The organism is Sphingomonas sp. P4_G3 (genome assembly GCF_056401105.1).
Genome location: NZ_JBFUJZ010000001.1, coordinates 1,034,189 through 1,046,130 on the forward strand (window position 1 = coordinate 1,034,189; position 11,942 = coordinate 1,046,130).

Genomic DNA, 11,942 nt, shown 5'->3' on the forward strand with positions numbered 1-11,942 from the left:
CAGGGAGTCAGGCTGCTTCCTCTTCGCTCGGCGCGTCGATCATCTTGAATTCGCGCGGCGCGCCCAGCACCGGCGTGACCGTAGCAGCCGCCGCAGCGGCCTGCGCGGAGAAATGCTTCAGGCGACCGTCGACATGGGCGCCGGTTTCAAGCGAGATCGTCTCATATTCGACATCGCCGGTGATCCGCGCACCCGCTTCGACCGTCAGTTGGCGGATCGACACCGCGCCCTCAATCCGACCGGCGATGCGCGCATTCTCAGCGCGGACCTGGCCCTGGATCAGCGCCTCGCTTCCGACGACCAGGCTGCCACAATCGAGATCGCCCTCGATCCGTCCCTCGATGTGCAGATCAGCCGAAGCGCGGACATTACCGGTCACGACGACATCGGGACCGATCACCGAGAAGCCGGCACCCGAGCTGCCGTTGGTCCGGCGCGCCGTGGCGGCCGCGGGCTGATAGGTCGACGCCGGCGCGTTGTCCCGCTTGTTGAACATCCCATACCCCCTTTGCGAATCCCGAGTCTCGCGCGCCAGCCTAGCGAACTCCGCATCAGGCGGGATAGGCGCGAAACGGGTTGAGCGGCAGGCCGTTGTCATTCGCGGGCGAGACGAGGAACTGGCGGCCGAGCAGCATAGTGGCACCGATCATCGGCACTGCGCCTGCCATCGCCCACACTTCCATTCCGGTCAGATGGCTGGCCAGCCCGAGCATCGTTCCAGTGACGACCAGGGCAGCGACCGTCCAGGATCTCCGGTCCTCGAGCAGAAGCGCGGTCATCACGGCGAGCGCGGTAACCGGGAGGAAGCTGTTCCAGTGCATGCCGGGCAGCAACCCGACCAGGATGAGGCTTGTCGCCGTTCCGTTCGCCACCAGGTCGCGATCGCTTGGGCGGCGCCACGCGAAACGCGCGGTCAGCCAGGCGGCAGCGCCGATGCCCGACGCCAAAGCGAGGCCGGCAAAGGGCAGGTGATTGATCCAGGGCAGCGCCTGAAGGATCGCCCATACCGACGGCGCATCGTTCGACAGCCGCGGCGATGCGCCGGCCAGGCCAACATAGACTGTCGACAGATCGGTCCAAGGCAGACCGGCGAATCGAAGCGCGGTCACAGCGAGCAGGAAGGTGAGGGGAGCGATCAACCAGAGCCGAAGCGTCCGCCTTGTGATAAGGAAACCGACTATGAGGGGCAGCAAGGTCGCGTTGATCGGGCTGCTGGCAATGGCGAGGCCGGCGAGCGCCAGCATCATCGCATAAGGCGCTGGCCTGCCTGCACCCGCCATAACGGGAATGTGGATGCCGTCGCGCTGCATGGGGGCGTTTTACGGTGCGTCGGTTAGCGCTCGGTAAAGGCGAGGCCGGAAGAGGCGGCTGGTGCCCTTCGCCAAATCGAATTATCGCTTCGATATGGAATGGGCTGTCCGACTGATAGTTGTCGCGATTGCGGCATTGGGGCTCGGATTGCTCTGCCGTGCCCAGGCGATCCGGAACTGGTTGGTAAAACTATATGCGAATCCGCAGATAACCCGGCACCTCCAGATGCCGGGCTATGTGCTGGGCATGCGCCTCGTCGGCGCTGGCTGGTTCGCTTTTGGTATCTTTGTTTTGAGTACGCCTTTGTTACCCCGTTGATGACCGACCGTCGTCACCCCCGTTGACCGTTTCCGACTCCCCGTCTATAGGCGCGCCCGCTCACTCGGCAGTTTTGCCGCGCGAGTAAGAGCTGAACGTTGCCGGAAGACACGGACCCGGGAAGCCGAAAGGCGCTCCCTCGGTCCTTTTTCGTATTCGCTAACAATGGCTCCCGGCAAAGTAACCGCCAGACGTCTCTGGTAACATAAAGGTGAAGGGCTTCATGCCGACGATTAACCAGTTGGTCCGCAAGGGCCGTGATCCGCAGAAGGCCAAGTCGAAGGTCCCTGCGATGGAGCAGAACCCGCAAAAGCGCGGCGTCTGCACCCGCGTCTATACGACGACTCCGAAGAAGCCGAACTCGGCTTTGCGCAAGGTGGCCAAGGTTCGCCTGACCAACCAGCGCGAGGTCATCAGCTACATCCCCGGTGAAGGCCACAACCTTCAGGAGCATTCGGTGGTTCTGATCCGTGGCGGCCGTGTGCGCGACCTTCCCGGTGTGCGCTACCACGTGCTCCGCGGCGTGCTCGACACGCAGGGTGTGAAGGATCGCAAGCAGAGCCGTTCGAAGTACGGCGCGAAGCGTCCGAAGTAATCACACAGCCAGAGTAAGCCCCGGACGGGTTCCGGATCGGCTGAAGTTTGTAAAGGAAAGTTCAAGATGGCTCGTCGTCGTCGTCCCGAAAAGCGGGAAATCCTGCCTGATCCCAAGTTCGGGGATGAGGTTCTGTCGAAATTCATGAACAGCGTCATGCTGGACGGTAAGAAGTCGGTCGCCGAAGGCATCGTCTATACCGCGCTCGACACCGTCGAAGCCCGCGCCAAGAAGGACCCGCTCGCGGTGTTCCACGAAGCGCTCAACAACATCAAGCCGGGCATCGAGGTCCGCAGCCGCCGCGTCGGCGGTGCGACCTACCAGGTTCCGGTCGACGTTCGTCCGGAGCGTGCTCAGGCGCTCGCGATCCGCTGGCTGATCACGGCCGCGCGTTCGCGCTCGGAAAACACCATGTCGGCTCGCCTGTCGGGCGAGCTGCTCGACGCGTCGAACAACCGCGGCAACGCGGTCAAGAAGCGCGAAGACACCCATCGCATGGCCGAAGCGAACCGCGCTTTCAGCCATTATCGCTGGTAATAAGACTGGATCGGCCGGTTCCGCTGCGGCGGGGCCGGTGATCTGGCATTGGTAATTTAATTACCTACATAGCGGGCAGCCGGATCGGCCGGCTCCCCACATTCCAAGGAAGCTACGACCATGGCCCGCAGCCATCCGCTCGACCGCTATCGCAACATCGGCATCATGGCGCACATCGACGCCGGCAAGACGACGACGACCGAGCGCATCCTCTATTACACCGGCAAGTCCTACAAGATCGGCGAAGTGCACGAAGGCACCGCGACGATGGACTGGATGGAGCAGGAGCAGGAGCGCGGGATCACGATCACGTCGGCTGCGACCACGTGCTTCTGGCGCGCCGAAGAGGGTAACGGCGAAGAGCATCGCATCAACATCATCGACACGCCGGGCCACGTCGACTTCACCATCGAAGTCGAGCGTTCGCTACGCGTGCTCGACGGTGCGGTTGCGTGCTTCGACGGCGTTGCCGGGGTCGAGCCGCAGTCTGAGACGGTGTGGCGTCAGGCGGAGAAGTACAAGGTTCCGCGGATGTGCTTCGTCAACAAGCTCGACCGCACCGGCGCCAATTTCGAGCGCTGCGTGGAGATGATCAAGGATCGTCTCGGCGCGCGTCCGCTTGTCCTCTATCTCCCGATCGGTATCGAAGGCGGGTTCAAGGGTCTGGTCGACCTGGTCCAGAACCGCGCGATCATCTGGCTCGAGGAATCGCTGGGCGCGAAGTTCGAATATCGGGACATCCCGGATGACCTGAAGGACGCCGCCGCTGCCGCGCGCGCCGAGCTGATCGAGGCTGTCGTCGAGCAGGACGACGCCGTCATGGAGAAGTTCTTCGAAGGCGAAGAGCCCGATCCCGCGACGATCAAGAAGCTGATCCGCAAGGGCACGCTGAACTTCTCGTTCGTGCCCGTGCTGTGCGGCTCGGCGTTCAAGAACAAGGGTGTCCAGCCCTTGCTCGACGCCGTGGTCGACTATCTGCCGAGCCCGCTCGACGTTCCCGCGATCAAGGGCGTCAAGCTCGACGGCGAGACCCCGGACGAGCGTCCGTCGTCGGACGAGGCGCCGTTCTCGGCGCTGGCGTTCAAGATCATGAACGACCCGTTCGTCGGCACGCTGACCTTCGCACGCATCTATTCGGGCAAGCTCGAAGCGGCGTCGCAGGTGGTCAACTCGGTCAAGGACAAGAAGGAAAAGGTCGGCCGCATGCTGTTGATGCATGCGAACAGCCGTGAGGACATCACCGAGGCGTTTGCTGGTGACATCGTCGCGCTGGCTGGTCTCAAGGACACTACGACGGGCGACACCCTGTGCGCGGGCGACAAGCCGATCATTCTCGAGCGGATGGAGTTCCCGGACCCCGTCATCGAGCTGTCGGTGGAGCCCAAGACCAAGGCCGACCAGGAGAAGATGGGCGTCGCGCTCAATCGTCTCGCTCGCGAGGACCCGTCGTTCCGCGTGTCGACCGATCACGAATCGGGCCAGACCATCATCAAGGGGATGGGCGAACTCCATCTCGAGATCCTGGTCGATCGCATGAAGCGCGAGTTCAAGGTCGAGGCCAATGTCGGCGCCCCGCAGGTCGCGTATCGCGAATATCTGGGGAAGAAGGTCGATATCGACTACACGCACAAGAAGCAGTCGGGCGGCTCGGGCCAGTTCGGCCGCGTCAAGGTGACCGTGGTCCCTGGTGAGCGTGGTTCGGGCTTCCAGTTCTTCGACGAGATCAAGGGCGGCAATATTCCCAAGGAATATATCCCCTCGGTCGAGAAGGGCATGCGCGAGACGGCGGAAACCGGATCGCTGATCGGCTTCCCGATCATCGACTTCGAAGTCCACCTGACCGACGGCGCCTATCACGACGTCGACTCGTCGGCGCTGGCGTTCGAAATCTGCGCGCGTGGCGCGATGCGTGAAGCGGCCCAGAAGGCCGGCATCAAGCTGCTCGAGCCGATCATGAAGGTCGAAGTCGTCACCCCGGAAGATTATCTGGGCGACGTCATCGGCGACATGAACAGCCGCCGTGGCCAGATCCAGGGCACCGACGCACGCGGCAACGCGCAGACCGTCGAGGCGATGGTCCCGCTCGCCAACATGTTCGGCTATGTGAACCAGCTCCGCTCGTTCACCCAGGGTCGCGCGAGCTACTCGATGCAGTTCTCGCACTATGACGAAGTGCCGCAGAACGTGGCTGATGAAGTGAAGGCGAAGCTGGCCTGAGGCGCTTGAGCGCGCGGGGCTGGCATTACTGAAAAACACCCGCTATTGGGCCGCCTTCGCGCGAGTCCCGATAGCGGGCCCACGAAACGATTTTCCAGAAGGTAGGGAAAAATGGCGAAGGCAAAGTTTGAGCGGAACAAGCCGCACATGAACATCGGCACCATCGGTCACGTCGACCATGGCAAGACGTCGCTGACCGCGGCGATCACCAAGGTTCTGGCCGAGACCACCGGCGGCACCGCAGTCGATTTCGCCAACATCGACAAGGCGCCGGAAGAGCGTGAGCGCGGCATCACCATCTCGACGGCGCACGTCGAGTATGAGACCGCCAACCGCCACTATGCGCACGTCGATTGCCCGGGCCACGCCGACTATGTGAAGAACATGATCACCGGCGCCGCGCAGATGGACGGCGCGATCCTGGTCGTGTCGGCGACCGACGGCCCGATGCCGCAGACCCGCGAGCACATCCTGCTCGCGCGCCAGGTCGGCGTGCCGGCGATGGTCGTGTTCATGAACAAGGTCGACCTGGTCGACGACGAAGAGATCCTGGAGCTCGTCGAGCTCGAGGTTCGCGAGCTGCTGTCGGCTTACGACTTCCCGGGTGACGATATTCCGATCATCAAGGGTTCGGCGACTGCCGCGCTCAGCGGTTCGGACGCCAAGCTCGGCCAGGAAGCCGTTCTCGAGCTGATGAAGGCGGTCGACGAATATCTGCCGCAGCCCGAGCGTCCGCTCGACAAGCCGTTCATGATGCCGATCGAAGACGTGTTCTCGATCTCGGGTCGCGGCACCGTCGTGACCGGCCGCGTCGAGACCGGCATCGTCAAGGTTGGCGAGGAAGTCGAGATCGTCGGCATCCACCCGGACGTCCGCAAGACCACCGTCACCGGCGTTGAAATGTTCCGCAAGCTGCTCGATCAGGGCCAGGCCGGCGACAACATCGGCGCGCTGATCCGCGGCGTGGGTCGTGAAGAAGTCGAGCGTGGCCAGGTTCTGGCCAAGCCGGGCTCGATCACGCCGCACACCGACTTCAACTCGGAAGTGTACGTCCTGTCGAAGGACGAAGGCGGCCGTCACACGCCGTTCTTCGCGAACTATCGTCCGCAGTTCTACTTCCGCACCACGGACGTCACCGGCACTGTCGAGCTGCCGGCCGGCACCGAGATGGTCATGCCGGGCGACAACGTCGCGCTGGGCGTGAAGCTGATCGCGCCGATCGCCATGGACGTCGGCCAGCGCTTCACCATCCGTGAGGGTGGCCGTACCGTCGGTTCGGGCATCGTCAGCGGCATCAGCAAGTAAGCTGATCCCCAAACGACCGCCCCGGCGCCCAAAAAAAGGGCGCCGGGGCGGTTGCTTTTTGTAGGAAGCGCCTGTATCCGCGCGCCTCCAGTTTAGTTTGAACAGCAAGAGGCTGCCCCCGTTTTGGGGAGCCGCCCCGCTCTTTGGCATCGGTAGGAACCATGGACAGCAATATTCGCATTCGCCTGAAGGCGTTCGATCATCGTGTGCTCGATCAGGCGACCGGCGACATCGCCGACACCGCCCGACGTACCGGCGCTCTTATCCGTGGTCCGATCCCGTTGCCGACGCGCATCGAGAAGTTCACGGTCAACCGTGGCCCGCACATCGACAAGAAGTCGCGCGAGCAGTTCGAGGTGCGTACCTACAAGCGTATGCTGGACATCGTTCAGCCGACTCCGCAGACCGTCGACGCGCTGATGAAGCTCGACCTCGCCGCGGGCGTCGACGTCGAAATCAAGCTCGCCTGAGCGAGTTTGGCCTAACCCTCGCGAAAGCGGGGGTGGCCGGTTGACGAGGCGCTCTGCTTCGACTATCGGCGCTGCTCCCGCGGTTGACCAATCGGTCCTGCGGGACGCTGACAAATAGAGATACCGCTGATCTTCTGATCAGGACAGCGTCTCCCGTCACGTTCCCTGGCTCAGGCCATCGAACACCCAGCCCGGGACGGGGGCTCGCTTCGCATTTCCGGGCTGGACCGATCGGTGCTCGTCGCCGGTCACAAGCACCCTTGGGATGGTCCCTTGGGTGCCTCTGTTATGGAGTGAACAGATCATGCGCACTGGCGTGATCGCGAAGAAGTTGGGGATGACCCGCCTGTTCCAGGACGATGGCCGCCACGTGCCGGTCACTGTTCTGTCGCTCGAAGGGCTGCAGGTTATCTCCCGTCGCGAAATTGATAAGGACGGCTACACCGCCGTTCAGCTCGGGGCCGGCACGGCGAAGGCGAAGAACGTCGCCAAGCCGCAGCGCGGTCATTTCGGCAAGGCGGAAGTCGAGCCCAAGGCGATCGTCGCGGAATTCCGCGTTGACGCGGATGGCTTGCTCGATGTCGGCGCCGAAATCTCGGCCGACCATTATGTCGCCGGCCAGATCGTCGATATCCAGGGCAAGACCCAGGGTAAGGGCTTCCAGGGCGGCATGAAGCGCTGGGGCTTCGGTGGTCTGCGCGCGACGCACGGCGTCTCGGTCTCGCACCGTTCGCTCGGTTCGACCGGTCAGCGCCAGGATCCGGGCAAGGTCTTCAAGAACAAGAAGATGGCCGGCCACATGGGTGACAAGTATCGCACCCAGCAAAATCTCGAGATCGTCGGTACCGACGTCGAGCGCGGCCTGATCTTCGTGAAGGGCTCCGTGCCCGGCTCGAAGGGCGGCTGGCTGTTCGTCAAGGACTCCGTCAAGGTCGCCCGCCACGCCGACGCGCCGTTCCCGGCCGGGCTGAAGCAGGCCGCCAACAGCAACAACGCTCCCGCAGAGACGCCCGCCGAGACGGTGGACGCCCCTGAGGCGACCGAAGGCCAGGAGGGCTGAACGTGAAGGTCAAGGTTCAATCCTTCGACGCCAAGGCGAAGGCCGCGGACATCGAGCTCAACGACGAGGTCTTCGGTCTCGATCCGCGCGCCGACATCCTGCACCGCGTCGTCACCTGGCAGCTCGAAAAGCGCCGTGCGACCGCACGCGGCACGCGTGAGCGCGCCGACGTCGCCCGCACCGGCAAGAAGTATGGTCGCCAGAAGGGCGGCGGTACCGCTCGTCACGGCGATCGCCGCGCGCCGATCTTCATCGGTGGTGGTAAGGCTCACGGCGCCCGCGTTCGCGACTTCAATCCGTCGCTGAACAAGAAGATCCGTGCGCTCGGCCTCAAGATGGCGCTGTCGACCCATGCCAAGGCCGGGTCGCTGATTGTCATGGACTCGATCGCCATCGACGGCGGCAAGACCAAGGCGCTCAAGGGCAATCTCGAGAAGATCGGCTTCGGCAAGACCGCTCTGGTGATCGATGGCGACGCCGTCGAGAACACCTTCGCGCTCGCCGCCGGCAACCTTCGGGAGATCAACGTTCTCCCGGCCGCCGGCGCCAACGTCTACGACATCCTGAAGCATGACACGCTGGTGCTGACGCGCGCTGCGGTCGAGAAGCTGGAGGCGCGTTTCAATGGCTAAGAAGCCAACCAAAAGCGCGGTCGACATCCGTCACTATGACGTGATCGTCGCCCCGCACATCACCGAGAAGTCGACGCTCGTCAGCGAGCAGAACGCGGTGGTGTTCAAGGTTGCGGGTGACGCGACCAAGCCGGAGATCAAGGCTGCCGTCGAGGCGCTGTTCAATGTCAGCGTATCGAAGGTCAACACGATCGTCCAGAAGGGCAAGACCAAAAAGTGGAAGGGCGCTCCCTATACGCGCTCTGACATGAAGAAGGCGATTGTCACCCTCAAGGAAGGTCAGTCGATCGACGTGACCGAAGGGGTCAAGGCGTAATGGCACTCAAGCATTACAACCCGACGAGCCCGGCCCGCCGTGGCTTGATCCTCGTCGACCGTTCGGCGCTGTACAAGGGCAAGCCCGTCAAGGCGTTGACCGAAGGCAAGCGCAAGACCGGCGGCCGCAACAACAAGGGTCATGTCACCTCGCGCGGCATCGCCGGCGGTCACAAGCAGCGTTATCGTATCATCGATTTCAAGCGCCGCCTGTGGGACGTCGACGGCACCGTCGAGCGGATCGAATACGATCCCAACCGTACCGCGTTCATCGCCCTGGTGAACTATGGCGCGGGTGAGGACGGCAAGGATCGCGTCGCTTACATCATCGCGCCGCAGCGTCTGGCCGTCGGCGACAAGGTCGTCGCGGGCAAAAAGACCGACGTGAAGCCGGGCAACGCCATGGAGCTGGGCCAGATGCCGGTCGGCACCATCGTCCACAATGTGGAGATGAAGCCGGGCAAGGGTGGTCAGATCGCGCGGTCGGCAGGAACGTATGTCCAGGTCGTCGGTCGCGACCGCGGGATGGTGATCGTTCGCCTCAACTCGGGCGAGCAGCGTTACATTCCGGCGGATTGCATGGCGACGGTCGGTGCGGTGTCCAACCCGGACAACCAGAACACCAACCTCGGCAAGGCCGGCCGCAATCGTTGGAAGGGCATCCGCCCGCTGACGCGCGGCGTCGCCAAGAACCCGGTCGACCACCCGCATGGCGGTGGTGAAGGCCGGACCTCGGGCGGCCGTCATCCGGTCACCCCGTGGGGTAAGCCGACCAAGGGTGCCCGCACCCGTCACAACAAGCAGACCGACAAGTTCATCATCCGGTCGCGTCACGCGAAGAAGAAGGGCTAACCGCTCATGGCTCGTTCCGTTTGGAAAGGTCCGTTCGTCGACCTCAGCCTTCTCAAGAAGGCCGAAGTCGCTCAGGAATCGACTGCCCGTAGTGGCCCGATCAAGACCTGGTCGCGTCGCTCGACCATCCTGCCGCAGTTCGTCGGCCTGACCTTCAGTGTCTACAACGGCCGCAAGTTCGTGCCGGTGTCGGTCAATGAGGACATGGTCGGCATGAAGCTCGGCGAGTTCGCGCCGACCCGGTACTTCCCGGGTCACGCCGCCGACAAGAAGGGCAAGCGTTAAAATGTCGAAGCCTAAGTCTCCCCGCAAGGTCGGCGACAAGGAAGCGCTGGCCGTCGCTACCCAGATTCGTGGGTCGGCGCAGAAGCTCAACCTCGTCGCGGGTCTGATCCGCGGCCGCAAGGCCGGCGACGCGCTCAACATCCTCGCTTTCTCCAAGAAGGGAATGGCGATCGATGCGCGCAAGGTGCTCGCCTCGGCGATCGCCAACGCGGAAAACAACCATAACCTCGATGTCGACGCGCTCGTCGTCGCCGAGGCGTCGGTCGGCAAGTCGATCACGATGAAGCGCTTCGCGACCCGCGGCCGTGGCAAGTCCACCCGCATCCTGAAGCCGTTTTCGCGCCTTCGCATCGTCGTCCGCGAGCAGGAAGAAGCATAATGGGTCACAAGAGCAATCCGATCGGCCTGCGCCTGCAGATCAACCGTACCTGGGACAGCCGCTGGTTCGCGGAAGGTCAGGAATACGGCAAGCTCCTCCTCGAGGACCTCAAGATCCGCAAGTACATCGTCGACACGCTGCCCCAGGCGGCGATCTCGAAGGTCGTGATCGAGCGTCCGGCCAAATTGTGCCGCGTGTCGATCTATGCGGCACGCCCCGGCGTGATCATCGGCAAGAAGGGCACCGACATCGAAAAGCTGCGGCGCAAGCTCGGCTCGATGACGGGCTCGGACGTGTCGCTGAACATCGTCGAGATCCGCAAGCCAGAGATCGACGCCAAGCTCGTCGCGCAAGGCATTGCCGACCAGCTCGAGCGTCGTATCGCCTTCCGTCGCGCCATGAAGCGTGCGGTGCAGTCGGCGATGCGCCTGGGTGCCGACGGCATCCGCGTGCAGTGCGGCGGCCGTCTCGGCGGCGCCGAGATCGCGCGGACCGAAAGCTATCGTGAGGGCCGGGTGCCGCTGCACACGCTGCGCGCGCATCTCGATTATGCCGAAGCGCAGGCGCACACCGCTTACGGTGTCTGCGGCGTCAAGGTGTGGGTCTTCAAGGGCGAGATTCTCGGCCATGACCCGATGGCGCAAGAGCGGTTGATGATGGAGGCTCAGACCTCCGGCGTGCGCCCGGCGCGCGACGACCGCCGCTAAGGACAACAGGACATGCTGCAACCAAAACGCACCAAGTTCCGCAAGGCGTTCAAGGGCCGGATTCACGGCGACGCCAAGGGCGGCGCGACGCTGAACTTCGGCTCCTACGGGCTGAAGGCGATGGAGCCGGAGCGGATCACCGCGCGCCAGATCGAGGCGGCTCGCCGCGCGATCACGCGTCACATCAAGCGCCAGGGGCGCTTGTGGATCCGCATCTTCCCGGACGTTCCCGTCTCGTCGAAGCCGGCCGAAGTCCGCATGGGCTCGGGTAAGGGTTCGCCGGAATTCTGGGCAGCGCGGGTCAAGCCCGGCCGCATTCTGTTCGAGCTGGACGGCGTTCCCGGCCCGCTCGCGGCGGAAGCGTTCGAGCGCGCGGCGATGAAGCTGCCGATCAAGACGAAGGTCGTGGCGCGCCTCGGCGACACCTCGCACCTCGGAGGCGAGTAAGATGGCGAACAAGATCGATTATAGCGGCATGGACGAGCAGACGCTCGACCAGGAACTGGGCAATCTGAAGCGCGAGGCATTCAACCTCCGCTTCCAGGCTGCGACCAGCCAGCTGGAGAAGCCGAGCCGCGTGCGTGAAGTTCGCCGCGACATCGCTCGCATCAAGACCCTGCAGACCGCGCGTTCGCGCGCTGCGGCAAAGTAAGGAAACGGACATGCCGAAGCGCGTGCTGACCGGGCAGATCGTCTCGGACAAGGGCGACAAGACGGTGGTCGTGAACGTGGAGCGCAAGGTCAAGCATGCGCTCTACGGCAAGATCATCCGCCGCTCGAAGAAGTATCACGCCCATGACGAGGGCAACGAATACAAGCAGGGTGAAACCGTGCGGATCGAAGAGACCGCGCCGATCTCCAAGCTGAAGACCTGGAAGGTGATCGAGCGGGTTGACACCCACGCGACGCCGGAGCGGGTCGACGTCGACGCTTAATTGCCCGTCACCCCAGCGAAAGCT

At 63.6% G+C, this 11,942-nt stretch carries 18 protein-coding genes; 16 read left to right on the forward strand and 2 right to left on the reverse strand.

Translation table 11 applies throughout. The annotated features are described in order from the left end of the window. Positions 1–7: 7 nt before the first annotated feature. Both AC1DQQ_RS04820 and AC1DQQ_RS04825 read right to left on the reverse strand, forming a co-directional pair. Positions 8–496, reverse strand: a complete 489-nt coding sequence (locus AC1DQQ_RS04820) for a bactofilin family protein (protein WP_478028731.1) — start codon at positions 494–496, stop codon at positions 8–10. Between the two features lie 55 nt (positions 497–551). After that, positions 552–1,310, reverse strand: coding sequence for a hypothetical protein (locus AC1DQQ_RS04825; RefSeq protein ID WP_478044406.1), 759 nt, complete (start codon positions 1,308–1,310; stop codon positions 552–554). 61 nt (positions 1,311–1,371) lie between these two features. Here AC1DQQ_RS04825 and AC1DQQ_RS04830 point away from each other — a divergent pair, with 61 nt between their 5' ends. The 16 genes from AC1DQQ_RS04830 (at position 1,372) to rpsQ (ending at position 11,918) form a co-directional block, all read left to right on the forward strand. Next, positions 1,372–1,629: a hypothetical protein gene (locus AC1DQQ_RS04830; RefSeq protein WP_478044407.1), complete on the forward strand. Its 258-nt coding sequence runs from the start codon at positions 1,372–1,374 to the stop codon at positions 1,627–1,629. A 223-nt stretch (positions 1,630–1,852) separates the two neighbouring features. Continuing rightward, on the forward strand, positions 1,853–2,224 hold the full coding sequence (gene rpsL / locus AC1DQQ_RS04835) for a 30S ribosomal protein S12 (protein WP_022691828.1): 372 nt from the start codon (positions 1,853–1,855) through the stop codon (positions 2,222–2,224). Positions 2,225–2,290: 66 nt separating this feature from the next. Further along, on the forward strand, positions 2,291–2,761 hold the full coding sequence (rpsG, locus tag AC1DQQ_RS04840) for a 30S ribosomal protein S7 (RefSeq protein WP_478028733.1): 471 nt from the start codon (positions 2,291–2,293) through the stop codon (positions 2,759–2,761). 120 nt (positions 2,762–2,881) lie between these two features. Further along, positions 2,882–4,978: an elongation factor G gene (gene fusA / locus AC1DQQ_RS04845; RefSeq protein WP_478028734.1), complete on the forward strand. Its 2,097-nt coding sequence runs from the start codon at positions 2,882–2,884 to the stop codon at positions 4,976–4,978. A gap of 111 nt (positions 4,979–5,089) precedes the next feature. After that, positions 5,090–6,283 (forward strand): elongation factor Tu, encoded by a 1,194-nt coding sequence (gene tuf, locus AC1DQQ_RS04850; RefSeq protein ID WP_066803623.1) that lies wholly within the window; start codon positions 5,090–5,092, stop codon positions 6,281–6,283. Between the two features lie 161 nt (positions 6,284–6,444). Next, positions 6,445–6,753: a 30S ribosomal protein S10 gene (rpsJ, locus tag AC1DQQ_RS04855; RefSeq protein ID WP_007406109.1), complete on the forward strand. Its 309-nt coding sequence runs from the start codon at positions 6,445–6,447 to the stop codon at positions 6,751–6,753. A gap of 304 nt (positions 6,754–7,057) precedes the next feature. Continuing rightward, entirely contained in the window at positions 7,058–7,813 is a 756-nt protein-coding gene (gene rplC / locus AC1DQQ_RS04860) for a 50S ribosomal protein L3 (RefSeq protein WP_066803626.1), read from the forward strand. A gap of 2 nt (positions 7,814–7,815) precedes the next feature. Beyond that, entirely contained in the window at positions 7,816–8,445 is a 630-nt protein-coding gene (gene rplD / locus AC1DQQ_RS04865) for a 50S ribosomal protein L4 (RefSeq protein WP_066803629.1), read from the forward strand. Next, positions 8,438–8,761, forward strand: coding sequence for a 50S ribosomal protein L23 (locus tag AC1DQQ_RS04870; protein WP_066803631.1), 324 nt, complete (start codon positions 8,438–8,440; stop codon positions 8,759–8,761). Before rplD ends, AC1DQQ_RS04870 begins: the two co-directional genes overlap by 8 nt. Next, positions 8,761–9,612, forward strand: coding sequence for a 50S ribosomal protein L2 (gene rplB, locus AC1DQQ_RS04875; RefSeq protein ID WP_066583996.1), 852 nt, complete (start codon positions 8,761–8,763; stop codon positions 9,610–9,612). The genes AC1DQQ_RS04870 and rplB overlap by 1 nt, the downstream gene beginning before the upstream one ends. A 6-nt stretch (positions 9,613–9,618) precedes the next feature. Then, positions 9,619–9,897 carry a 30S ribosomal protein S19 gene (gene rpsS / locus AC1DQQ_RS04880; RefSeq protein ID WP_066803633.1) on the forward strand — a complete coding sequence of 93 codons (279 nt, stop codon included), beginning with the start codon at positions 9,619–9,621 and terminating at the stop codon, positions 9,895–9,897. 1 nt (position 9,898) lies between these two features. Continuing rightward, positions 9,899–10,276, forward strand: a complete 378-nt coding sequence (rplV, locus tag AC1DQQ_RS04885) for a 50S ribosomal protein L22 (RefSeq protein WP_066803635.1) — start codon at positions 9,899–9,901, stop codon at positions 10,274–10,276. Next, entirely contained in the window at positions 10,276–10,983 is a 708-nt protein-coding gene (gene rpsC, locus AC1DQQ_RS04890; protein WP_478044409.1) for a 30S ribosomal protein S3, read from the forward strand. Before rplV ends, rpsC begins: the two co-directional genes overlap by 1 nt. 12 nt (positions 10,984–10,995) lie before the next feature. Continuing rightward, entirely contained in the window at positions 10,996–11,430 is a 435-nt protein-coding gene (gene rplP / locus AC1DQQ_RS04895) for a 50S ribosomal protein L16 (RefSeq protein WP_066816142.1), read from the forward strand. A 1-nt stretch (position 11,431) separates the two neighbouring features. Beyond that, positions 11,432–11,635 (forward strand): 50S ribosomal protein L29, encoded by a 204-nt coding sequence (rpmC, locus tag AC1DQQ_RS04900; RefSeq protein ID WP_066583985.1) that lies wholly within the window; start codon positions 11,432–11,434, stop codon positions 11,633–11,635. 10 nt (positions 11,636–11,645) lie between these two features. Continuing rightward, entirely contained in the window at positions 11,646–11,918 is a 273-nt protein-coding gene (rpsQ, locus tag AC1DQQ_RS04905; RefSeq protein WP_066583982.1) for a 30S ribosomal protein S17, read from the forward strand. The last annotated feature ends 24 nt before the right edge of the window (positions 11,919–11,942 follow it).

What these genes read in the sequence shown, in the direction of transcription:
- AC1DQQ_RS04820 (WP_478028731.1), bottom strand. Translation starts at nt 496, where the DNA reads ATGTTCAACAAGCGGGACAACGCGCCGGCGTCGACCTATCAGCCCGCG.
- AC1DQQ_RS04825 (WP_478044406.1), bottom strand. Translation starts at nt 1,310, where the DNA reads ATGCAGCGCGACGGCATCCACATTCCCGTTATGGCGGGTGCAGGCAGG.
- rpsL (WP_022691828.1), top strand. Translation starts at nt 1,853, where the DNA reads ATGCCGACGATTAACCAGTTGGTCCGCAAGGGCCGTGATCCGCAGAAG.
- rpsG (WP_478028733.1), top strand. Translation starts at nt 2,291, where the DNA reads ATGGCTCGTCGTCGTCGTCCCGAAAAGCGGGAAATCCTGCCTGATCCC.
- fusA (WP_478028734.1), top strand. Translation starts at nt 2,882, where the DNA reads ATGGCCCGCAGCCATCCGCTCGACCGCTATCGCAACATCGGCATCATG.
- tuf (WP_066803623.1), top strand. Translation starts at nt 5,090, where the DNA reads ATGGCGAAGGCAAAGTTTGAGCGGAACAAGCCGCACATGAACATCGGC.
- rpsJ (WP_007406109.1), top strand. Translation starts at nt 6,445, where the DNA reads ATGGACAGCAATATTCGCATTCGCCTGAAGGCGTTCGATCATCGTGTG.
- rplC (WP_066803626.1), top strand. Translation starts at nt 7,058, where the DNA reads ATGCGCACTGGCGTGATCGCGAAGAAGTTGGGGATGACCCGCCTGTTC.
- AC1DQQ_RS04870 (WP_066803631.1), top strand. Translation starts at nt 8,438, where the DNA reads ATGGCTAAGAAGCCAACCAAAAGCGCGGTCGACATCCGTCACTATGAC.
- rplB (WP_066583996.1), top strand. Translation starts at nt 8,761, where the DNA reads ATGGCACTCAAGCATTACAACCCGACGAGCCCGGCCCGCCGTGGCTTG.
- rpsS (WP_066803633.1), top strand. Translation starts at nt 9,619, where the DNA reads ATGGCTCGTTCCGTTTGGAAAGGTCCGTTCGTCGACCTCAGCCTTCTC.
- rplV (WP_066803635.1), top strand. Translation starts at nt 9,899, where the DNA reads ATGTCGAAGCCTAAGTCTCCCCGCAAGGTCGGCGACAAGGAAGCGCTG.
- rpsC (WP_478044409.1), top strand. Translation starts at nt 10,276, where the DNA reads ATGGGTCACAAGAGCAATCCGATCGGCCTGCGCCTGCAGATCAACCGT.
- rplP (WP_066816142.1), top strand. Translation starts at nt 10,996, where the DNA reads ATGCTGCAACCAAAACGCACCAAGTTCCGCAAGGCGTTCAAGGGCCGG.
- rpmC (WP_066583985.1), top strand. Translation starts at nt 11,432, where the DNA reads ATGGCGAACAAGATCGATTATAGCGGCATGGACGAGCAGACGCTCGAC.
- rpsQ (WP_066583982.1), top strand. Translation starts at nt 11,646, where the DNA reads ATGCCGAAGCGCGTGCTGACCGGGCAGATCGTCTCGGACAAGGGCGAC.